19 protein-coding genes are annotated in these 20,410 nt (G+C 61.7%); 11 read left to right on the top strand and 8 right to left on the bottom strand.

The window, feature by feature from the left end; translation table 11 throughout:
• Window positions 1–102 precede the first annotated feature (102 nt).
• The 4 genes from Q1A91_RS20565 to pgk form a co-directional block, all read right to left on the bottom strand.
• Window positions 103–402 (bottom strand): septum formation initiator family protein, encoded by a 300-nt coding sequence (locus Q1A91_RS20565; RefSeq protein ID WP_299882118.1) that lies wholly within the window; start codon window positions 400–402, stop codon window positions 103–105.
• Between the two features lie 80 nt (window positions 403–482).
• Window positions 483–1,256, bottom strand: a complete 774-nt coding sequence (locus Q1A91_RS20560; RefSeq protein ID WP_299882116.1) for an SDR family oxidoreductase — start codon at window positions 1,254–1,256, stop codon at window positions 483–485.
• Window positions 1,257–1,272: 16 nt separating this feature from the next.
• A complete protein-coding gene (locus Q1A91_RS20555) occupies window positions 1,273–2,877 on the bottom strand; it encodes a hypothetical protein (RefSeq protein ID WP_299882114.1) in 1,605 nt (534 codons plus the stop codon).
• Window positions 2,878–2,954: 77 nt separating this feature from the next.
• On the bottom strand, window positions 2,955–4,130 hold the full coding sequence (gene pgk / locus Q1A91_RS20550) for a phosphoglycerate kinase (RefSeq protein ID WP_299882112.1): 1,176 nt from the start codon (window positions 4,128–4,130) through the stop codon (window positions 2,955–2,957).
• 124 nt (window positions 4,131–4,254) lie between these two features.
• On the opposite strand from pgk, the gene Q1A91_RS20545 reads away from it, so the two are divergent.
• The 4 genes from Q1A91_RS20545 (at window position 4,255) to Q1A91_RS20530 (ending at window position 6,760) form a co-directional block, all read left to right on the top strand.
• The gene (locus Q1A91_RS20545) at window positions 4,255–4,761 is read left to right on the top strand and encodes a peptidylprolyl isomerase (RefSeq protein WP_299882109.1); all 507 of its coding nucleotides are present in this window, start codon (window positions 4,255–4,257) and stop codon (window positions 4,759–4,761) included.
• The gene (locus tag Q1A91_RS20540) at window positions 4,754–5,311 is read left to right on the top strand and encodes a peptidylprolyl isomerase (protein WP_299882107.1); all 558 of its coding nucleotides are present in this window, start codon (window positions 4,754–4,756) and stop codon (window positions 5,309–5,311) included. Before Q1A91_RS20545 ends, Q1A91_RS20540 begins: the two co-directional genes overlap by 8 nt.
• Window positions 5,312–5,381: 70 nt before the next feature.
• Window positions 5,382–6,347: a DUF3179 domain-containing protein gene (locus tag Q1A91_RS20535; RefSeq protein WP_299882105.1), complete on the top strand. Its 966-nt coding sequence runs from the start codon at window positions 5,382–5,384 to the stop codon at window positions 6,345–6,347.
• Between the two features lie 155 nt (window positions 6,348–6,502).
• Window positions 6,503–6,760, top strand: a complete 258-nt coding sequence (locus tag Q1A91_RS20530) for a hypothetical protein (protein WP_299882104.1) — start codon at window positions 6,503–6,505, stop codon at window positions 6,758–6,760.
• A gap of 418 nt (window positions 6,761–7,178) precedes the next feature.
• Here Q1A91_RS20530 and Q1A91_RS20525 read toward each other — a convergent pair whose 3' ends face one another.
• The 4 genes from Q1A91_RS20525 to Q1A91_RS20510 form a co-directional block, all read right to left on the bottom strand.
• Entirely contained in the window at window positions 7,179–7,688 is a 510-nt protein-coding gene (locus tag Q1A91_RS20525) for a polymer-forming cytoskeletal protein (RefSeq protein WP_299882102.1), read from the bottom strand.
• Window positions 7,678–9,006, bottom strand: a complete 1,329-nt coding sequence (locus Q1A91_RS20520; protein WP_299882100.1) for a M23 family metallopeptidase — start codon at window positions 9,004–9,006, stop codon at window positions 7,678–7,680. The genes Q1A91_RS20525 and Q1A91_RS20520 overlap by 11 nt, the downstream gene beginning before the upstream one ends.
• Before the next feature lie 213 nt (window positions 9,007–9,219).
• Window positions 9,220–10,041: a ferritin-like domain-containing protein gene (locus Q1A91_RS20515; RefSeq protein ID WP_299882098.1), complete on the bottom strand. Its 822-nt coding sequence runs from the start codon at window positions 10,039–10,041 to the stop codon at window positions 9,220–9,222.
• The gene (locus Q1A91_RS20510) at window positions 10,038–10,499 is read right to left on the bottom strand and encodes a peroxiredoxin (RefSeq protein ID WP_299882096.1); all 462 of its coding nucleotides are present in this window, start codon (window positions 10,497–10,499) and stop codon (window positions 10,038–10,040) included. The genes Q1A91_RS20515 and Q1A91_RS20510 overlap by 4 nt, the downstream gene beginning before the upstream one ends.
• A 110-nt stretch (window positions 10,500–10,609) precedes the next feature.
• On the opposite strand from Q1A91_RS20510, the gene Q1A91_RS20505 reads away from it, so the two are divergent.
• From Q1A91_RS20505 to Q1A91_RS20475, 7 genes are all read left to right on the top strand, one after another.
• A complete protein-coding gene (locus Q1A91_RS20505; protein ID WP_299882094.1) occupies window positions 10,610–13,969 on the top strand; it encodes an AsmA-like C-terminal region-containing protein in 3,360 nt (1,119 codons plus the stop codon).
• A gap of 9 nt (window positions 13,970–13,978) precedes the next feature.
• Entirely contained in the window at window positions 13,979–15,031 is a 1,053-nt protein-coding gene (gene queA, locus Q1A91_RS20500) for a tRNA preQ1(34) S-adenosylmethionine ribosyltransferase-isomerase QueA (protein WP_299882092.1), read from the top strand.
• 107 nt (window positions 15,032–15,138) lie between these two features.
• Window positions 15,139–16,407, top strand: coding sequence for an MFS transporter (locus Q1A91_RS20495; protein ID WP_299882090.1), 1,269 nt, complete (start codon window positions 15,139–15,141; stop codon window positions 16,405–16,407).
• 107 nt (window positions 16,408–16,514) lie between these two features.
• A complete protein-coding gene (locus Q1A91_RS20490; protein WP_299882088.1) occupies window positions 16,515–17,099 on the top strand; it encodes a DUF924 family protein in 585 nt (194 codons plus the stop codon).
• A gap of 93 nt (window positions 17,100–17,192) precedes the next feature.
• Complete coding sequence (gene lpdA, locus Q1A91_RS20485; protein WP_299882086.1) at window positions 17,193–18,587, top strand: dihydrolipoyl dehydrogenase; 1,395 nt, start codon at window positions 17,193–17,195, stop codon at window positions 18,585–18,587.
• Window positions 18,588–18,649: 62 nt separating this feature from the next.
• On the top strand, window positions 18,650–19,216 hold the full coding sequence (locus Q1A91_RS20480; protein WP_299882084.1) for a methyltransferase domain-containing protein: 567 nt from the start codon (window positions 18,650–18,652) through the stop codon (window positions 19,214–19,216).
• Window positions 19,213–20,385: an MFS transporter gene (locus tag Q1A91_RS20475; RefSeq protein WP_299882082.1), complete on the top strand. Its 1,173-nt coding sequence runs from the start codon at window positions 19,213–19,215 to the stop codon at window positions 20,383–20,385. The genes Q1A91_RS20480 and Q1A91_RS20475 overlap by 4 nt, the downstream gene beginning before the upstream one ends.
• Window positions 20,386–20,410 lie beyond the last annotated feature (25 nt).

The following is a 20,410-nucleotide window of genomic DNA, read 5'->3' as shown; positions in this document are numbered from 1 at the left end:
GCGGGCGAGGCGCATAGATAGTTTAGCGTTAAACTATCATCCTGTTTAAAGGATTCGAAGGTCGTTGGGTAGTGGGATTCTGAGGGCAGGCCGGTGCCGGGATCAGCGGATAACGATCTCATCGCTGCGGATCATGCCAAGGACCTTGCGGGCCTGTTCGTCCAGCAGATCAAGATCGAGGTAGTCATCCGACATGCGTTTGGTGAGGTTTTCCATCTGCGCGACTTCCGCACGGACCGCGGCAAGCTGGGTGCGCAGGTCCTGGCTTTCGGCGACAATCTCTGCCCGGCGGAACAGGCCAAAATCGCCCTGAACGGCGGCAAAGGTGAAATACAGGCTCAATGCAAATGCGATTGCAAAGAACAACAACGTGCCAAACGCGGGCCGGTTTGTCTGGGTCATCTGGTCTGCCTCATACGTCTCTTGTCGGACGATGTGGCACAGTAGCATGTGGATAGCCTGCTGGGAATCCCCCAAAAGTGCTATTTTCCCAGAAAAAGGCCCGAAACACGGGTTGTGATGGCGCGGGGGAACAGGCGGGGCAGATTGGCAAAGACCGCATTCATTGCCCCGGGCACCGCCACGGCGCGTCCACCAATGGCGGCTTGCCATCCGGCTGCCGCAACCTTGGCCGCATCCGCGATGGGGGTCATGGTCAGCAGACGGGTGCCGTGCATATCGCCGTCGTCAAAGAAGTTCGTCTGGGTCGCACCGGGGCAGAAGGCGGTCACGGTCACCGGGGTGCCGCGCAGCTCGTGGGCAACCGCTTCGGACAGGTGCAGGACGTAGGCTTTGGTTGCGGCATAGACGGCCATGTTTGGACCCGGCAAAAAGCCAATGGTGGACGCCACGTTCAGGATGCGGCCCCGTTGTTGGGTCTGCATGGGAGGGATGGCCAGCTTCATCAGGCGCGTGAGGGTGCGCATGTTCACGTTGATCGAGGACAGTTCACGGTCCCAGCTGTCAGGATCGGCAAAGGGACCGTGGCTGCCTAAGCCAGCGTTATTGATCAGGAAATCGACCTGGCGGTCCTTGGTGGCCTCAGCCCAGAGCCGGTCCGCCTCAGCCAGATCGCTGAGGTCGGCAGGGATCACGACCACCTCCGCACCATTGGCGCGCAGCGTGTCGGCCTGCGCCTCAAGCAGATCGGCAGACCGGGCGGTCAGGATCATCTTGCGGCCGTGGCGCGCGGCAAGCTGGGCGAATTCCGCGCCCAGCCCCTTTGACGCGCCGGTGATCAGGGTCCATTCAGCCATCGTTTTCCTCCGAGTTTCAGCGGGTGAGATAGCGGTCTGCCAACCCGTCTGCGATCCAGTTTTCCAGCGCGTCCGCCTGAAGCCCTGCGCTGACGCCGGCCCAGGCGTCGGCGACATCCGCACCGCGCGCGACAAAGCGGTCGTCGATCTCATCCTTGAGGGTTTCGCCGGCGATGTCACCTGCGGCTTGCGCCAAAAGGGCCAGATAATAGGCGCGGGCGTAGGAACGGGTCTGACCCGCGCCTGCAAGATAGGCAAGTGACAGGCGGCGCAGGGCGCGCGGGTCGTCACCATCGGGGAGGGAGACGGTAGCGGCGTCTTCACCCAGCGCTTCGCCTTGGGCGGAGAGCACGTCGACCGTTGTCATCTGGGCTTCCAGGCGGTCCAGAATGGACACGGCCCCGTCAATCCCACCGGCAGCGGCCTGCAAGGCGAAGGGATAGGCCGCGCCCGCATCGCGCCCTTGCAGGACACGGGCGACCAATGCGGCGGCCTGCGGTGCATTCCCGGCATCCGCCAGCAGGGGGCGCACCAGATCGGGCACAAGGGCAGGGACCTGCGGCACGCCATTGCCGTCAATGAGCGCTTCGGCCAGTGCCAGACGGTCCGCTGCCGACAGGCTGTCCGGGTCTTGCAACGCGGCGAGCGCCGCTCCGCTGAGGATGCGGCTGCGGGCGATGGGGCTGGTGCGGGCTTCGAGCGCGAGCGAGGCGATCAGCGCTTGCGGTTCGGCGTTGTAAACCTCCGGTTCGATCACGATGCCGGTGTCGGGCAGGTTGGCCTCGATCGTGAGTTCACCCGGATCAGTGACAAATTCCTCCACCTTTTCCATCAGTTGGTTGACGAAGTTGCGTTCCACGGCGGTGACGGTGCGGGTGCCATTGTTGGACAGGAATTGTGTCACCCCTTCGGCCCCAATGGCGCGGATGGTGGCAGGGTCAGAGAAGTTGGGCGGCAAAACCGTCGCGACCTTGGCCCACCCCCCCTGATCCTTGAGGCTGGCCACTGCGCGCATCACGCGGAACGCGGGATCACCGGGGCCGAAGGTGCCAAGACGGGGCAGGATCATGCCGGAGGCGGAGAAATCCAGATTGGCCACTTCGTTGACGGAGAGCGTCAGATCGGCAGATGTCTCACCGGTGGTATAGGTATAGGCGGTGCGGAGTTTGAACTGGTCGAGCGTGATGTCCCGCATGCCTGCCGCGCGCAGGCCCATGGCCACATCACGCGGTACGCAAGCGGTGCTGGCGGTGGCCCCAATGAGGTTGAGGTTGATTTCGGATGCGACTTCGCCGGGCTTTGCCACGTCGGTGTTGATTACGGCGCGTTCGATGGTGATCACGCATTGGCGCGCCTGATCATAGGGCAGTTGTGGCCGCGCGGTGATGCCAGAGATCGACACGGTACCGCGCAAAAGGTCAGTGGAGAGGAAATCATACTCCAGTTCCATCTGCGTGCGCAGGGCGGCAATCGCGGTATTGGCCACGAAAGTGCCGATGCGGTTGGCAGAAAAGAACTCTGCCAGACCCGGTTGGGGATCGGTCTCGGCCTGAGCCGCTAGGGGCATCGACAGGGCGCAGATCAGAACGCTGGTGCGAAAGAGGGCGGACAAGCTGGGCATGGGAACTCCTTTTGGTTCCCGCCAGACTACGCGCCGGATGGGGGATGGCAAGGTGGGGATATCCCCACCTTTGCCGCTCAGGTGCTGAGCGCAGCCACGCCGGGAAGGGTCTTGCCTTCCATCCATTCAAGGAAAGCACCGCCTGCGGTGGAGATATAGGTGAAATCGCTTGCGACACCGGCTTGATTGAGGGCGGCTACCGTGTCTCCACCACCGGCCACCGACACCAGTGTGCCATTGCGCGTCAGTTCTGCTGCGGCCTGTGCGGCGGCTTTGGTGGCTGTGTCGAAAGGGGTGATTTCGAATGCGCCCATCGGTCCGTTCCAGATCAGGGTCTTGAGCCCGGCAAGCGCCAGCGTCACTTCCTTGATGCTGTCAGGGCCTGCATCCAGCACCATCTGATCCGCCGCGAGCCGCGTTTCGGGGCGCAGCATCATCACCTCATGGGTGGCCCCGGCGGCGAATTCCCTTGCGACAAGCCCGTCCATGGGCAGGATCACCCGGCATCCGGCGGCATTGGCGCGCGCGAGGATGTCCTTGGCGGTCTGGTAGAAATCCGGTTCCTGAAGGGAGGCGCCCATGTCTGCACCTGCGGCGGCGTGGAAGGTATTGGCCATGCCGCCGCCGATCACCAGCACGTCCAGCCGCTGCACGAGGTTCTCCAGCAGTGCGATCTTGGTGGAGACCTTGGCCCCGCCGACCACGGCGCCAACGGGACGTTCTGGCTTGGAAAGCGCGGCTTCGAGCGCGCTCAGTTCCGCCTGCATCAGACGCCCCGCGCAGGCAGGCAGCAGCCGTGCCAGCGCTTCGGTGGAGGCATGCGCCCGGTGCGCGGCAGAAAAGGCATCGTTGCAATAGACATCGCCAAGCGCGGCGAGGGTTTGGGCGAAAGCGGGATCATTGCCTTCTTCTCCGGGGTGAAAGCGCAGGTTTTCCAGCAGCTGGATGCCCGTCGCATCCGCGGCGGCACTGAGGTCCTCAACAAAGGTGACAGGCTTGCCGAGGGCCTTCTCCAGTGCGGGCAGCACCTGGGCCAGGCTCATCTCCGGCACCACTTTGCCTTTGGGTCTGCCGAAATGGGCGAGCAGGACCGGTGTGCCGCCCTTGACCAGAATATCCTTTACCGTGGGCACGATGCGGTCGATGCGGGTGGTATCGGTGACGCGGCCGTCCTCGACAGGCACGTTGATATCCACACGGACCAAAACCCGTTTGCCGCCCAGATCCATATCGTCGAGTGTCTTCCAGCCCATCTGCCCGCTCCTTGAAATGTGATGTGCTGTCTTTTGCCTGAACGCGGGCGCGCGTCAATGCACCTGCTTGGCAATTGCGCAAATCCCGCCTAACTAGTGCGCAACGAAATGCAAGGAGCAGGCCATGGCCGAGATCAAAGACCCCGAAAACACCATCCTGATGGAGCTCAAAGGCGGCACCGTCACAATCGAACTGCTGCCCGATGTGGCGCCGCAGCACACCGCGCGGATGAAAGAGCTGGCGCGGGCTGGGAAATACGACAATGTCTGCTTTCACCGCGTGATTGACGGCTTCATGGCACAGACCGGCGATGTGGAACATGGCAACATGGAAGACGGCTTCAACATCCGCATGGCGGGCACGGGTGGTTCCGATCTGGGCAATGTGCCTGCGGAATTCTCCAAGGTGCCCCACGCCCGTGGCTCGATTGGTGCTGCGCGGTCGGCAAACCCCGATTCAGCCAATAGCCAGTTCTTCATCAACTTCAAGGACAATGATTTCCTGAACGGGCAGTACACCGTCTATGGACAGGTCACCTCCGGGATGGAACATGTCGACGCCATCGTGCGGGGCGAGCCCCCTGCCGAGCCGGACCGGATGATCAGCGTCAAGGTGGCTGCGGATGCGTAACGCTGCTTTGAAAGGCGGGCTCTTTGCTGCGCTCATCGCGGGGCCCGCGCTGGCAACGGGCATCCAGATCGAAGTGGCAGGCGAGGCCAATGGCACCGTCACCATCGACCTGCTGGAAGATATCGCACCGCTGCATGTGGAGCGGATCACCGCGCTGGCCGCTGCTGGTGCCTATGACAACGTGGTGTTCCACCGCGTGATCGACGGCTTCATGGCGCAAACGGGTGATGTGCAGTTCGGCAAGCTGGGCGATGACATGCGGCAAGCGGGCCGTGGCGGGTCGGAGATGCCGGACCTGCCGGCAGAGTTCTCCGATGTGCCGTTTGACAAAGGCGTCATTGGCATGGCGCGGGCGCAGAGCCCGGACAGTGCCAACAGCCAGTTCTTCATCATGTTCGATCAGGGTTATTTCCTGAACGGTCAATATACCGTTGTGGGCAAGGTCACGGGGGGGCAGGACATCGTCGATGCGATCAAACGCGGCACCGGGCCGAATGGCGCTGTTGTCGGCGCGCCTGATGTGATGCAGAAAGTCACCGTGATCGACTGATCTCACGGCAGATCACAAGACCCAGGGGCGCGCTATCCAGCGCGCCCTTTTTTGTGGCAAACTGCCGGGCATGATGAGAGTTCTTGCTGCCGCCTTCGCTTTATGTGTCTGGACCGTGACCGCACAGGCCGATCCCGCCCGGTGGAAATCGGAATGGCCGGACACGGATTTTTCGCGCTCCAGCGTGGGAGCGTGGTCCGAGATCATGTCCGGTGGTCCGCCCAAGGACGGCATTCCCGCTTTGGACGCGCCGTCTTTCCTGTGGGCTTCTGGCGCGCGGGGGCTGGGGGACAGGGAACCGGTGATCACGCTGGAGATGGCAGGCGCCGAACCGCGCGCTTATCCGATCCGTTACCTGATGTGGCATGAGATCGTGAACGACCAGATCGGCGGTGTGCCGGTGGCGGTCACCTTCTGCCCCCTGTGCAATTCCGCGATGAGCTTTGACCGCCGGGTGCGCGGGCAGGTCCTGCGCTTTGGCGTGACAGGCAAGCTGCGCCGCTCGGACATGGTGATGTATGACCGGGAGACGCAAAGCTGGTGGCAGCAGGCCGAAGGGCGCGGGATTGTGGGGCGTATGAACGGTGTGCAGTTGCGTCAATTGCCCAGTTGGATGGAGAGTTGGGCCGCGTTTAAATCGCGCAACCCGCAGGGGCTTGTGATGGCCGAGCCTGCTTTCAACCGCGACTACGGGCGCAATCCGTACCGGGGCTATGACAGTTCCGCCCGGCCGTTTCTTTATAACGGCGAGATGCCGCCGCATGGGATTTCACCCTTGGTCCGCGTGGTGCGTGTGGGCGACCGGGCCTGGCCTTTGACACGGCTGGCGCAGGTTGGTGAGGTGTCGGAGGCCGGTGTGGTGATCTCGTGGCGCGCAGGGCAGGCATCGGCGCTGGACAGCGCGAAGATCGCCAAGGGCCGGGACGTGGGCACGATCCGGGTGCGTGACGGGCAAGGCAGAGATGTGGCGCATGACGTGATGTTTGCGTTTGCGTTTCATGCGTTCTGGCCGGAGGGGCGGTGGATGTTGGAGTGAGGGGGGGGACGAATGATGGGAAGCCGGTGCGCGGGACGAAGTTACAATCTGCTGAAATCGCAGTGCATATGCTTATGTTGTCGTAGATCCATCATTGCAAGTATGCTGATAGGTAAACCAAATCCCCTTTTGCAGCTTAAAGGTAAGAATTCCACATGGACGATGAAGACTGGCAAATCTTTACAAGTGCTTGGCTTCAAGCGATGAGAGAATTTCAATCTGAAAGGCTCACAATGGAAGAAGCCTTTGACCTGATTGGGAAGTTTAGCAACGATATTGACGAGGAAATTGAGCAGTTCGCCTGCAATGTAGTGTCTGAAATTAGTGGTTTCCCTCGCGGTTATGCGGAAGTACTTACCCTCCTTCAAAAAAAGCCAAGCAGGCAAGATGTGCTTAGATATATGAACTCATAGTATCTGCTAAGGGTTGACGGGTCGGGGCTCAAACCCGCCATCCCCGACTACCCCCTCAGCCCGGAACAAGGCGTAGCCGCCGGGCCATCGTCTGCCCCCCGCTTGGGCAGGCGATTTGGTTAGGCTGGGTGGGTCGTTGAGAGGGAACGCATTTCCTGCACTATAAAGTGGCAGAGAACGCGCGTCAGATAGCCTTCCCGGGGCAGACGATGGCCCGGCGCGTGGTGTGTGTTTGGTGAGCGCTTTGTGTTCACCAGACATATGAACGTCTTCTTTGCTCAGATCATTGTCCGCAGACCAAAAGATCGAAAGTTACAACAGCGACGTAGGGTGTGCAATGAATGCGCACCCTACGCAAAACACCGCCGCGATTTCTCGCTGCGGTGTTTTCAAATCTCCAACCGTTATCCCGGAAAAATCAGGAGCCGGGGTTCGCCTTGGGCGAGGGCGGGTTTTTCGCGCCGGGGTTCAGCGGGTCGTCCTGACGCTGCACGGAGCCTTCGAAATGCGCGCCGCTTTCGATGGCGATGGTCTTGTGGATGATGTCACCCTCAACCCGTGCCGTCGACGTCAGACGCACTTTCAAACCGCGCACGCGGCCCACGATGCGGCCGTTGATGACCACGTCATCAGCAATCACTTCGCCTTTGATCGTCGCACTCTCTCCAATCGTCAGCAGGTGGGCGCGGATGTCGCCTTCCACTGTGCCTTCGACCTGGATGTCGCCGGTTGTCTTCATGTTGCCGGTGACGTGCAGATCGGCGGAGAGGGTAGATGCAGGGGGTTTCACTTTTGGTGCGCTCGCTTTGAAGTCACTGCCTTTGGGCGCGGGTGCACCAGAGGAGGCGGGGGCCTGTGGGGCAGACGGACGCGGGGCGTCGGTTTCTTTGCCGGTCACAGGGTCATTGATTTTGCTTTTAGAAAACATCGTTTGCAGCCTTGATATAGATCATGGGGTTTACAGCCTTGCCGCCCACGCGCACTTCGTAGTGCAGGTGAACGCCAGTGACGCGTCCAGATGCTCCCATATCACCAATGCGCTGCCCGCGCGAGACCCTTTGGCCAACTTTAACGCGAATGCGGGACATGTGGGCGTAGCGGGTCTCAATCCCGAACTCATGCTGGATTTTGACCAACCGGCCATAGCCCGACTGGCGTCCGGCGAAGGTCACCACGCCATCCGCAGTGGAATAAAGCGGCGTGCCCATGCCTGCGGCAAAATCGACACCGGAGTGCATGCGACGGCCCCCGGTCTTGGGATCACGGCGGTAGCCGAAGGAGGAGGTGAAGCGGAAGTTGGCTTTCACTGGCGTGGCAAAAGGCGCTTTTTCAGCAGCGATGCGGTAGAGGTTCAACCGGTCCATCTGGTTGAGCAGACGGTTGGCGCGCAGGGTATCGGCGGAAGGTTCTTCACCGCGGGTGGTGAAAGACAGTGGCGTCATCGGGCCACCCTGACCGGAGTATCCCCGGCGCACGGTTTCGATGATACGGTCGGTGGGCATGCCAGCGTCGCGGAACATCTTGTCGAGCGGTGCGACGGACACGCTCATCGCCTCTTCCAGCTGGCGGAAGATGGCGTCGTTGCGGTCCTGCATCAGCGCGATCCGCTGCTCCATCTCGTCTGCTTTCAGCAGCGCGTCCTGACTGTCAAGGATCACCTGATCACGCTCCTGCGCGGTGCGTTCCAGTGCGCTGGCAAGGAAATCGATGGGGGTGCCGCTGGCGGCGGTCTGAATGACACTGCCGCCGCCTTCTTCGAGGGTGCTTTCAAGCTCTGCCAGCTGGGTGCGGGCGGCTTCGCGGTCGTGCATTGTGTCGCGCAGGGTGGACTGGATCACCTCGATTCCGGTTTCCAGCTCACGACGGCGGGTTTCTGATTCCAGCAGATCGGACTGCATCATGGAGATCTGGGCGAGGGCGGCGTTGAACCGCTCCTGAGCGGCCAGCGCTTCCTCGGCGCGGCGGTCGCGTTGGGCGGAGAGGTCATTCAGGCGGGCCTGATAGGTGCGCTGGTCCCGCTTGGCCTGTTCGCGGAAGTTGCCCGACCCGATGCTGTCCATCAGGATCACGGCCGTGGCGATGATGGCCCAGGCAACAAGGGCGGCAGAGCCTGCAAAAGCGATCAACTGCGTGCCGGGGCGCAAGCGGATGAAACGGGTATCGGTGTCGGATTTCAGGAAGACGCGGCGTTCGGGGAAATACGATTCCAAGATGGAATGCACTTTGATGGCAAGCTTGGTGCGCACGTGTCTCAATCCTTCGTTCCGTCCCGTCGCGCAAACCTGAGCCTTCCCCGGTGCCGGAGTTTGCGCATGACGTCATTAGACAGCGTGCAGGCTTGGGGCAAGCCTTGTGACCCGCCTTGCGGCCCATCGGCGGTTCCGGGGGGCTTTTTGGCGAAAATCCGCCGATAACCAAAGGCTTGGGGCGCAAGGTTCACGTAAATTGAGACTTCTCGCTTAGCGTGTGGGGCCGCCCTGCGCGGTCAAAGGCCAGTAGAAGTCCGGCGGAATACCCGCATCTGCCCGTTTTTCTTCGTTAAACGGTGGCTTCAGGTGGCCGTGGAAATAGTGGCGGACAAGGGCGTGGAAGCGGTCCTTTGGGTCTTCGTCAAACCGACCGCAGAGGAAGTGAAACCATTTGCTGCCATAGGCGACATGGGCCACTTCTTCGGCATAGATCGTTTCGAGCGCGGCCACGGCATTGGTCGCCTTGGCGCGTTTGAAAATCTCGATCATGCCGGGGGTGACATCAAGGCCGCGCGCTTCCAGCACCATGGGCACAACGGCCAGACGCCCCATCAGATCGGTCGCGGTGTCCTCGGCGGCGCGCCACATGCCGGCATGGGCGGGCAGCGCGCCGTAGTGGCTGCCTGCCTCTTCAAGGCAATCGGCCATCAGATTGAAATGTTTGGATTCTTCGTCTGCTGCCTTCACCCAGTCATCATAGAAACCCATCGGCAATGTCGTGTCGGTAAACCGCGCGATGATGTCCCAATGCAGGTCCACGGCGTTCAGTTCGATATGGGCCACGGCATGCAGCAGGGCGATGCGGCCCTCGGGTGTGCCGGGCTTGCGGTGCGGCACGTCGCGGGGGCTGAGCAGTTCGGGCCGCTCGGGCCGGGCCGGGTGCAGGGGGGGATCGGCGGTGCCGATTTCCGGTGTCTGTCCAGCCTCCCGCGCGGCTTGCCATTGGGCAGCAAACCGGCGCGACAGGTCGGTCTTTTCGCGGCCATCCGCACAGCGCAGAACCGCCTCTGCCATCTGGGCGAGGGGGATCACAGCGCCTGCGCCGCCTCAAGCACCTCTTCGACGTGACCGGGGACTTTCACCTTGCGCCAGACCCGCGCGATCTTGCCTTCCGAGTCGATCAGATAGGTGGCGCGTTCTATCCCCATGCTTTTCTTGCCGTACATGTTCTTTTCAACCCAGACGCCGTAGTCCTCCGTCATGGTGCCGTCTTCATCCGACAGCAGCGGCACGCCCAATGAATGCTTGGCCGTGAACTTGTCATGTTTGGCCATAGTATCGCGGGAAATGCCGAAAACCTGCGTGTTTGCGGCCCTGAACCCGTCCATGTGTTCGGTGAAACCAATGGCCTCTTTCGTGCAACCGGGCGTGTCATCGCGCGGATAGAAATACAGCACAACGGCGCTGCCCTTGAGGGTGCTGAGGCTGACAGTGCCGCCACCGGTGACAGGCAGGGTGAAATCTGGGGCTGGATCGGAGACGTCGGGCATGGGGGTTCTCTTTTTGTTGTGGAGCGTCGGGGCTTTGCAAGCCAGGCTGTGGGCTGGCATAGTAGGGCGGAATTGGCAAAGGCCAAGGCCCGTAACCCACTTGGATGAAAATGAGCGACGCCCTCTCTCCGGCAAAGCCCCGCCGCCGCCTTTGGGTGCGGATGCTGCTGTGGATCGTGGTGGGTGTGCTGGTGATCGGGGCGACGGGGGCGGGAGGTGTCTTTTACGCCAAGGGCCGCGCCTTTACTTTGCCGGATTGGGCCGAGGCGCGGATCGAGACGCGGATCGCCGAAGCCTTGCCGCAGGTGCGCGTCGGATTTGACGAGATGATGGTCGTCATCGACGACGGCTGGGTGCCGCGCATCCGCCTGCGCAACATCGGCGTGACATCCGTGACGGGGGAGGAAGTTGCGCGCTTTAACGAGCTGCGCGTCAGCTTTGCGCCCGGCCCGCTGATGTCACGGCAGATCCAGCCGGAGCGTATCTCTCTCTCTGGTGTTGTGGCGCGGCTGCGGCGGGGCGCGGACGGGCGGATCAGCCTCAGCGCCAATCTGGTGGGAGACGGGGCGGTGCGCGAAGCGGGCAGTCTGCCGGAACTCATCGGACAGTTTGACGACGTACTGGACGCGCCAGCGTTGCAATCCCTGCGGTCGATTGAGGTGCGCGCGCTGACATTGCAGTACGATGACCTGCTGACAGACAAGGCATGGACCATCGACGGCGGCCGGCTGTTGATGACGCGGGAAGGGGACGCGCTGGCGCTGACTGCCGATCTGGCGCTGTTGAGTGGCGGCAGCGGCGTGGCCACGCTGGAGGCGCATTACGAAAGCACGATCGGAGAGGTTGCAGCGGAATTCGGTCTGAGTTTTGAAGGCGTTGCGGCCACGGACATCGCGAGCCAGAGCCCGGCCTTTGCCGCGCTGGATGTGCTGCGGGCTCCCATCTCGGGCGCTGTGGAAAGCGGGATGAATGCCGATGGCCGCTTTGCGCCACTACAGGCGCGGCTGGAGATCGGTGCAGGTGTGGTGCAGCCCACCCCGGCGGTGCGACCTATCCCGTTTGAAGGGGCGCTGGCGTCTTTTTCCTACACGCCAGAGGAACGGTTGCTGACCTTTGATGAGGTGGCGTTGAACAGTGCGTGGGTTTCGGGACGGGCACAGGGGACGGCGGTGCTGGGGCTTGATGCCGACAACCGCGGGCCGTTGCGGGATCTGGTGGCGCAGTTGCAGGTGTCGGAACTGACAGCCAATCCCAACGATTTCTACGATGCCCCGGTCAGCCTCTCCGGTGTTGATCTTGATTTCCGGCTCCAGCTGAACCCGTTGCGGGTCACGGTCGGGCGGATGCAGGTCAGTGATCAAGGCCGAAGCCTGACGGTGGATGGCGATCTGGTGGCGGCACCGGACGGGTGGCGCGTGGCCTTCGATGGTCACATGGACGGGATTTCCCCGGCGCGGCTGATGACGCTCTGGCCCGTTGATCTGGCGGGCAAGACCCGACGCTGGCTGGATGAAAACCTGCTGGCCGGAGAGATCGAAAATGTGGATCTGGCATTTCGTCGGGGGCCGGAGGCCGCACCACTGACCTTCCTTGGTTTCGAGTTTGACAAGGCCACCGTGAAGGTTGCCAAGTTCATGCCGCCCATCACGCAAGGACGGGGGCGGTTTTCGCTGATGCAGGACCGGATGGTTGTTGCATTGGATGAAGGAGAGGTGATGGCAGCCGAAGGCGGCGCTGTGGCGCTGGCCGGGTCGTCGTTCATCATACCTGACACCCGTATCAAGGGCGGCGCACCCGCCGTGCTCAGACTGCGCAGCCAATCCACGATCACCGGGGCGATGTCGCTGCTCAATGGCCCGCCGCTGAGCGTTGCGGACAAGGCGAAGCTGCCGGTGGCCCTTGCGGGTGGGGAGGCCGTGATCGAGGGCACGGTGGCCTTCCCGCTGAAGAAGGACCGCGCCCCCGGCAGCACCCGGTTCGATGTCAGTGGTGATCTGTTCGACGTGCAGTCAGATGTCTTGGTCAAGGACCGCCAGGTGGCGGCCGCAAGGCTATCGCTGACGGTCAACAACGAAGCAGTGACCCTTGTCGGTGCCGCCGCCGTTGATGATGTGCCGTTTGAGGGGCGTTTCACCCAGCCGCTGGGCAAGCGCGCGCCGGGGGCCTTGCGCGGGGATGTGGCACTTACGGCGCAGGCGTTGGAGACCTTCGGCATCGCCTTGCCACCCGGAACCGTTGCTGGGGCGGGCAAGGGGGCTTTGGCGCTCGATATCGGGGGGGGTGAACCGCCGGTCTTTTCGCTGACGTCTGATCTGTTGGGCGTGGACCTGCGGGTGCCGGAGTTGGGATGGCGCAAGCCGCCGGATCGCCGTGCCCGGCTGGAGGTCGCGGGGCGATTGGGGGATGTGCCGCGCGTCGACAAGCTGGAAATCGAAGGGGCGGGGTTGCGTGCGACGGGGGATGTGCGGCTGAAGTCCGGTGGCGCGCTGGACCGCGTGCGCTTTGATCAGCTGCGTGTCGGCGGGTGGCTGGATGCGCCGGTGGAGCTGATTGGTCAGGGGCAGGGCAACCCGGTGGAGATCGCGCTGCTGGGCGGCACACTGGATCTGCGCAGCGCCGATCTGGGCGGTGGTGGCAACGCCAGCAGCAGTGGGCAACAAGGATCCGCCTTGCGCGTTGCGCTCGACAAGTTGCAGATCACCGATACGATCGCATTGACCAACATGCAGGGGCTCTTTGCCACGCGGGGTGGATTGGACGGTGAATTTCAGGCGCTTCTGAACGGCGGCGCGCCGGTGTCCGGCCGGGTGGTCCCTCAAAACGGGCGCAGCGCGGTGCGGTTGACCTCGGAAGATGCGGGCGGGGTGCTGCGTTCTGCCGGGTTGCTCAGGCAGATTGAAGGCGGATCCTTGACCCTGACGCTGGTGCCGCGCGGGGATGCGGGCATCTTTGACGGAGATCTGCGCATCGGCGATGTGACCGTGCGCGCGGCTTCTGGCATCGCGGCCTTGATCAATGCGATTTCCGTCGTCGGTCTGGTGAATGAACTGAATGGCGACGGCATCTATTTTGATGATGTGGAGGCGTCCTTTCGTCTGACCCCGACACGCCTGACCCTGACAGAGGCCAGTGCGGTCGGCAATTCGCTGGGGCTGTCGATGGATGGCATCTATGCGCTGGATCAGGGGGTGATCGACATGCAGGGCGTGGTGTCGCCTGTGTATCTGATCAACAGTATCGGGTCCGTGCTGACCCGCCGGGGCGAAGGGCTGATCGGGTTCAACTACACCCTGCGGGGACCTGTTGCCTCTCCTTCGGTGGCGGTCAATCCGCTGTCGGCCCTGACGCCGGGCATGTTTCGTGAGATGTTCCGCGCGCCAGCCCCACGATTGCCGCCTGTAGAGGGCGAAGAACCCGGTGCACCGCCAGAGGCCGAGAATCCAGTTGAAGAGAAAAACGTGGGGCGGTAACGGGGCCGCATGAAGCTCTCTGATTTCGACTTTGATTTGCCCGAGGCGTTGATCGCAACGCGGCCTGCGGTGCCACGGTCTTCGGCGCGTCTTCTGGTGGCTGCGGGTGACATGATCCACGACCGGCGGGTAACCGATCTGGTGGATTGGCTGCGCCCCGGTGACCGTCTGGTGCTGAACGACACCAAGGTGATCCCCGCGCGCCTGACCGGCCAGCGCCACCGCAACAGCGCGCAGGGGCCGGTGCACGCCAAGATCGAAGTAACGCTGCTGGAACCCGGCAGCGATGGCACATGGTCTGCGCTGGTGAAGCCATTGCGCAAACTGAAGGACGGCGAAGAGGTGATCTTCTCCGACGACCTGTCGGCGACTTTTGAAGGCGCGGCGGAGGGGCAGGCGCGGTTGCGGTTCAATTGCACAGGGGAGGATTTCGATGCGGCGCTGAATGCAGCAGGTGCGATGCCGTTGCCGCCCTATATTGCCGCCAAGCGGGCCGCAGATGCGCAGGACCACACCGACTATCAAACCGTGTTTGCACGCACACCCGGCGCGGTTGCTGCGCCCACGGCATCACTGCATTTCGATGAGGCATTGCTGGGCGCTCTGGCCGCGAGGGGGGTGACGTTCAGCCATGTCACCCTGCATGTGGGCGCGGGAACGTTCCTGCCGGTGAAAGTTGACGACATCACCCAACACAAGATGCACGCCGAATGGGGCCGGGTGGATGCGCAGGCGGCGGAGGAGATCACGGCGACCAAAGCCGCAGGCGGGCGGGTGATCCCGGTGGGCACCACGGCGTTGCGGTTGATCGAGACGGCAGCGCGCAGTGGCACACTTGCAGCCTGGGACGGCGACACGGATATCTTCATCACGCCCGGATTCGACTTTCAGATCGCAGACGGGCTGATGACCAATTTCCACCTGCCGAAATCCACGTTGATGATGCTGGTCTCCGCGCTCATGGGTTCTCAACGCATTCGTGCGATCTATGCCCATGCGATTGCGCAGGAATATCGGTTCTTTTCGTATGGGGATTCGTCGCTTTTGTTGCCTCACGGGTAAGCGAACTGCGCGAAAAGGCTGAAAAACGTCTCCTGGATGTCGCGCGTTGAAGTGACGCCTGCCGCGCGACAGGTCAGGCAGGGGTATACCGCCAAGGAGGCCGAGCCATGATGCAGGTGCTGACGAGCGCATGGGCGCTTTTGCTGGGAATGTGCCTGTTGATGGTAGGCAACGGGATGCAGGGCACGTTGCTGGGTATCCGGGGCGCGCTTGAGGATTTCACGACCTTCGAGATGTCGATCGTGATGTCGGCATATTTTGTTGGATTTCTGGGTGGTTCGCGCATGGCGCCGGGGATGATCCGGCGGGTGGGGCACGTGCGGGTGTTTGCAGCACTTGCCTCGCTTATTTCGGCGGTGATGATCCTCTATCCGACATTCCCCAATATCATCGTCTGGACGGCGGGGCGCGTGCTGATCGGGTTCTGTTTCTCGGCGGTGTATGTGGTGGCCGAGAGCTGGCTGAACAATGCCGCAGACAATTCGAACCGTGGCAAGGCGCTGTCGCTTTACATGATTGTGCAGACACTGGGCATCGTGATTGCACAGGCGTTGCTGCTGACAGCCGATCCGTCGGGCTTTATCCTGTTTGTCATCCCGTCAGTGTTGGTGAGCCTTGCCGTCACCCCGATCCTGTTGTCGATCACGCCGACACCGGCGTTCGATACGACCAAACCGATGAGCCTGCGGGAATTGGCGGGGTTCTCTCCGCTTGGGTGTGTCGGAATGTTCCTGTTAGGTGGGGTGTTTTCCGCACAGTTTGGCATGGCCTCGGTCTATGGTGCGGAAGCGGGACTGAGCGTTGTTCAGATTTCGACCTTTGTTGCGACATTTTTCGTGGGTGCCGTGGTATTGCAGTTCCCGATTGGCTGGATTTCTGACCGGATGGACCGACGGGCCCTGATTGTCGTGGTGTCGCTGATCGGTCTTGCCGGGTCCGCAATTGGAATGGTGATGGGGCATGTTTTCAGCCTGCTGCTGGTGTCGGCCTTTGTTGTGGGCGGTATGTCGAACCCGCTCTATTCGTTGCTGATTGCCCATACGAATGACTTTCTTGAGCATGACGATATGGCGGCCGCATCGGGTGGGTTGATATTTATCAATGGCTTGGGAGCCATTCTTGGCCCGATGATCACAGGCTGGATCATGGGAACTGCGATTGGCCCGGCAGGGTTCTACCTGTTTACGGGGATCCTGTTTGTGATGCTGGCGGCCTACGCTGCCTATCGTTCCACTCAGCGCAAGAGCGTCGCGGTGGAGGATACGAGCAACTACTTTCCAATTTTGCCTTCTGCGACAGCAGTTGCGGTTGAATATGCACAAGAATACGTCATTGAGACGGAGCAGGAAGAGGAAACATCGGCAAATGCGCCCTAGGATTTCGGTTTTGATACAAATTGTGAGTGTACTTGTCATGACGCTCAGGCGTAGCATCTTGAAGTGTAATGGTAATCAAGGCGTTTTTTGCCTGGAGGAGTGGTGAAATGGTGGGTCCTGAGGAAGTACTTTCCTTTTGGCTGGATGAGATTGGTCCGGGTGGTTGGTATGATGCCAATGATGCGTTGGACGCAGACATCCGTAAGAGGTTCTTGAGCGCATGGGAGCAGGCCTGCGAAGGCAAATTCTCCCTCTGGTTGACGTATCCCTCTGGGGCGCTGGCCTATATCATTCTTCTGGATCAATTCCCGCGAAACATGTTCCGCGGTGACAGCCGGGCGTTTGCGTCTGACCGCATTGCGCTGGCCGCGGCCAAATCGTCGATTGAGCGGGGCTGGGACATGCGGATTGATGAGCCTGCGCGGCAGTTCTTCTACATGCCGCTGATGCATTCGGAAAACCTGTGTGACCAGGACCGTTGCGTGCGGCTGATGTGTGAGCGGATGCCCGAAAGCCGGGAGCACAATCTGCTGCATGCCCGTGCCCACCGCGAAGTGATCCGCCAGTTCGGGCGGTTTCCCTATCGCAACGCAGCGCTGGACCGCGCGCCCACGGAACTGGAAGCTGCTTACGTGGCAAAAGGCGGCTATGGCAGCACGGTGCGGGCGTTGCAGGCACAGGCAGCCGCCTGACAGCGAAGATAGATCGTATTCTCGCGGTTGTGAGGGCGCAGGATATAGTTTAATGGTGAACTATATCTGAAACGCACATCCGCGAGGTTCCCCATGGCTGCAAAATCCTTTGATCTGATCGTCATTGGGGCCGGACCCGGTGGATATGTCGCGGCGATCCGCGCCTCCCAGTTGGGCATGAATGTCGCCATCGTGGAGCGGGAGCATCTGGGCGGCATCTGTCTGAACTGGGGCTGTATCCCCACCAAGGCAATGCTGCGCTCGTCAGAGGTCTTTCATCTGATGGAGAGGGCCAAGGAGTTTGGCCTCAAGGCCGAAGGCATCGGCTATGATCTCGATGCAGTGGTCAAACGCTCGCGCAAGGTGGCGGGGCAGTTGTCGGGTGGCATTGGCCATTTGATGAAGAAGAACAAGGTGACGGTCTTCATGGGGGCGGCGACGCTTCCCGCCAAGGGCAAGGTGAGCGTCAAGACCGACAAGGGTGTTGAGGACCTGACGGCCAAGAACATCATCCTTGCCACCGGGGCACGGGCGCGTGAACTGCCGGGGCTTGAGGCGGATGGCAAGCGGGTCTGGACCTACAAACATGCGTTGCAGCCCGCGCATATGCCGAAAAAGCTGCTGGTCATCGGATCGGGGGCCATCGGCATCGAATTTGCCAGCTTTTACAACACGCTGGGTGCCGACACGACCGTTGTTGAAGTCATGGATCGCGTGTTGCCGGTGGAGGATGCAGAGATCAGCGCCTTCGCCAAGAAGGCGTTCGAGAAGCAGGGCATGAAGATCATGCAAAAGGCGATGGTCAAACAGCTGGACCGCGGCAAGGACAAGGTGACCGCGCATATCGACGTGGGCGGCAAGGTTGAGAAACAGGATTTCGACACGGTGATTTCCGCCGTGGGCATTGTCGGCAATGTTGAGGATCTGGGGCTGGAAGCGCTTGGCGTGAAGATCGACCGGACCCATGTCGTCACGGATGAATTCTGCCGCACGGGCGTTGAGGGGCTTTATGCCATTGGCGACATCGCAGGCGCGCCGTGGCTGGCGCACAAAGCGTCTCATGAGGGCGTGATGGTCGCGGACCTGATCGCAGGCAAACATGCGCATCCGGTCAAGCCCGAGACGATTGCCGGCTGCACCTACTGTCATCCGCAGGTGGCGTCGGTTGGATATACCGAAGCCAAGGCCAAGGAATTGGGCTATGACATCAAGGTTGGGCGGTTCCCCTTCATCGGCAATGGCAAGGCGATTGCACTGGGTGAAGAGAACGGGATGATCAAGACCATCTTTGACGCCAAGACGGGTGAGTTGCTGGGCGCCCATATGATTGGTGCCGAAGTGACAGAGCTTATTCAGGGCTATGTCGTGGGCCGTCAGTTGGAGACCACGGAAGAAGACCTGATGAACACGGTCTTCCCGCATCCGACGTTGAGCGAGATGATGCACGAGGCGGTGCTGGATGCTTACGGGCGCGTCATTCACATGTAGGCCCTGAGCCGCAGACGCGCGTGCCTATGGACGGGTCGGGGTGAGGGTGCCATACAACCGTTATGGTCAGTCTCAACCGCGTTGTCATGCATGCTTCCAGCCGCCGGATGATCCGGGCCCTGCGGCCCCCGACGCTGGAGGTGGCGGAGGTGTCGGGCAAATGGGGCAAGCGGTTCAATTTCAAGTCTTATGAGCAGTTTCGCTATCCCGCATATGACATCTGCGCGGGTCCTTACGTGGACAAGGACAGCGGGGAGATCCGGCAATTTGACCTGATCCTTGCCAATCAGGTGTGGGAGCATCTGGACCGCCCCTATGCGGCGGCGCAACATGTCTACAGGATGCTGCGCAAGGGCGGGTATTTCTGGATCGCGGTGCCGTTCATGCTGCCCTTGCACGCGGCTCCGCAGGACAATTCCCGGTGGAGCGCGCGGGGGCTGAAGAACCTGTTGATCGAATGCGGGTTTGACGAAGATGCCATCCACGCGGAACAATGGGGCAATCTGCATGCCGCACAGCGCAATCTGGAGAAACCCTGGCCGCCCGTTTACGAGGAAGAGACGGATGATCTGAAGAACGATCCGGACATGCCGATCTGCGCCTGGGCACTGGCCCAGAGGATCGCGTGAGCGTCAACACATCCTGGGGCCTGATCCTGGCGCTTTGGGGGGCGGGACTGGGCGCGGCGGCGCAATACGGCAAAATCTCGGTCATTTTTGATCTGCTGCCCGCTGCTTACCCTGATGCGGGGACCGCGCTGGGGTTTGTCGTATCCCTTGTCGGGTTTGTCGGGATCATCCTTGGCGTTGTTGCCGGGTTGGTGGTCGCGCGCATCGGCTATCGCCGGGCGTTGCTGTGGGCGCTCTGGACGGGTGCTGCGGTGTCGTTTGCGCAGGCGCTGTTGCCGCCTCTGGCGGGGATGCTGGCGCTGCGCATCCTCGAAGGGGCCTCGCATCTGGCGATTGTGGTGGCGGCGCCGACGATGATCGCGCGGTTGAGCGCGCCTGCGCATCGTGCATTTTGCCTGACACTTTGGGGAACCTTCTTTGGGGTCGCTTTTGCACTGCTCGCCTGGTTGGGACGGCCGCTGGCGATCAACGCAGGTCTGCCCGCTCTTTTTGCGGCGCATGGGGTCTATATGGCGGGTTTCGCGTTGCTTCTTGGGGCGCGTTTGAGCGCCTTGACAGGGGTGGACAAACCACCGCCCCTGTCGTTTCGGCAAATCCTGCGCGACCACGGAACGATCTACCGTTCGCCCCATCTGGCGGCGCCGGCTGCGGGGTGGCTGTTCTATACCTTCAGCTTTGTGTCGATCCTGACGGTGCTGCCGCCCTATCTTGCGCCAGAGATGCGCGGGCTGATCATGGGCGCGATGCCGTTGATGAGCATCGCAGTGTCGATGACCGTGGGCGTGCTCCTGCTGCGTTACATGTCTGCGGTGCGCGTGGTCGAACTGGGATTTGTGCTGTCTGCGCTGTGCATGGTGTGGCTTTGGGTCGCGCCGGGCGCGGCGGTGGCCTGCCTTGCGCTGGCCGGGTCGATGGGGCTCATTCAGGGGGCGAGCTTTGCGGCGGTGGCGCAGTTGAACGTCAAACCCGCAGATCAGGCGCAGGCCAATGGGGCGATGGCGCAGATGGGCAACATCGGCAATACCAGCGGCACACCGATCATGGCAGCGGCCCTTGCGGGGATGGGCTATACCGCGCTTCCGCTGCTGGCGTTCATCGCTTTTGCCGCCGGACTTGCGGTGCATTTGGTTCTGGGGTCACGGCGCCGGGGCGCGATGCCTGCGCAGTAACCCTTTGTTAAGATGTTCCGCTTAC

The sequence above is a fragment of the uncultured Sulfitobacter sp. genome (assembly GCF_947500075.1).
Taxonomy (GTDB): domain Bacteria; phylum Pseudomonadota; class Alphaproteobacteria; order Rhodobacterales; family Rhodobacteraceae; genus Sulfitobacter.
The sequence above is the reverse complement of the archived record's forward strand: the minus strand, read 5'-3'. Positions and strand labels throughout refer to the sequence as shown.

Excerpts from the sequence above, each read along its gene's own strand:
- Q1A91_RS20565 (WP_299882118.1), bottom strand. The coding sequence starts at position 402 with ATGACCCAGACAAACCGGCCCGCGTTTGGCACGTTGTTGTTCTTTGCA.
- Q1A91_RS20560 (WP_299882116.1), bottom strand. The coding sequence starts at position 1,256 with ATGGCTGAATGGACCCTGATCACCGGCGCGTCAAAGGGGCTGGGCGCG.
- Q1A91_RS20555 (WP_299882114.1), bottom strand. The coding sequence starts at position 2,877 with ATGCCCAGCTTGTCCGCCCTCTTTCGCACCAGCGTTCTGATCTGCGCC.
- pgk (WP_299882112.1), bottom strand. The coding sequence starts at position 4,130 with ATGGGCTGGAAGACACTCGACGATATGGATCTGGGCGGCAAACGGGTT.
- Q1A91_RS20545 (WP_299882109.1), top strand. The coding sequence starts at position 4,255 with ATGGCCGAGATCAAAGACCCCGAAAACACCATCCTGATGGAGCTCAAA.
- Q1A91_RS20540 (WP_299882107.1), top strand. The coding sequence starts at position 4,754 with ATGCGTAACGCTGCTTTGAAAGGCGGGCTCTTTGCTGCGCTCATCGCG.
- Q1A91_RS20535 (WP_299882105.1), top strand. The coding sequence starts at position 5,382 with ATGATGAGAGTTCTTGCTGCCGCCTTCGCTTTATGTGTCTGGACCGTG.
- Q1A91_RS20530 (WP_299882104.1), top strand. The coding sequence starts at position 6,503 with ATGGACGATGAAGACTGGCAAATCTTTACAAGTGCTTGGCTTCAAGCG.
- Q1A91_RS20525 (WP_299882102.1), bottom strand. The coding sequence starts at position 7,688 with ATGTTTTCTAAAAGCAAAATCAATGACCCTGTGACCGGCAAAGAAACC.
- Q1A91_RS20510 (WP_299882096.1), bottom strand. The coding sequence starts at position 10,499 with ATGCCCGACGTCTCCGATCCAGCCCCAGATTTCACCCTGCCTGTCACC.
- Q1A91_RS20505 (WP_299882094.1), top strand. The coding sequence starts at position 10,610 with ATGAGCGACGCCCTCTCTCCGGCAAAGCCCCGCCGCCGCCTTTGGGTG.
- queA (WP_299882092.1), top strand. The coding sequence starts at position 13,979 with ATGAAGCTCTCTGATTTCGACTTTGATTTGCCCGAGGCGTTGATCGCA.
- Q1A91_RS20495 (WP_299882090.1), top strand. The coding sequence starts at position 15,139 with ATGATGCAGGTGCTGACGAGCGCATGGGCGCTTTTGCTGGGAATGTGC.
- Q1A91_RS20490 (WP_299882088.1), top strand. The coding sequence starts at position 16,515 with ATGGTGGGTCCTGAGGAAGTACTTTCCTTTTGGCTGGATGAGATTGGT.
- lpdA (WP_299882086.1), top strand. The coding sequence starts at position 17,193 with ATGGCTGCAAAATCCTTTGATCTGATCGTCATTGGGGCCGGACCCGGT.
- Q1A91_RS20480 (WP_299882084.1), top strand. The coding sequence starts at position 18,650 with ATGGTCAGTCTCAACCGCGTTGTCATGCATGCTTCCAGCCGCCGGATG.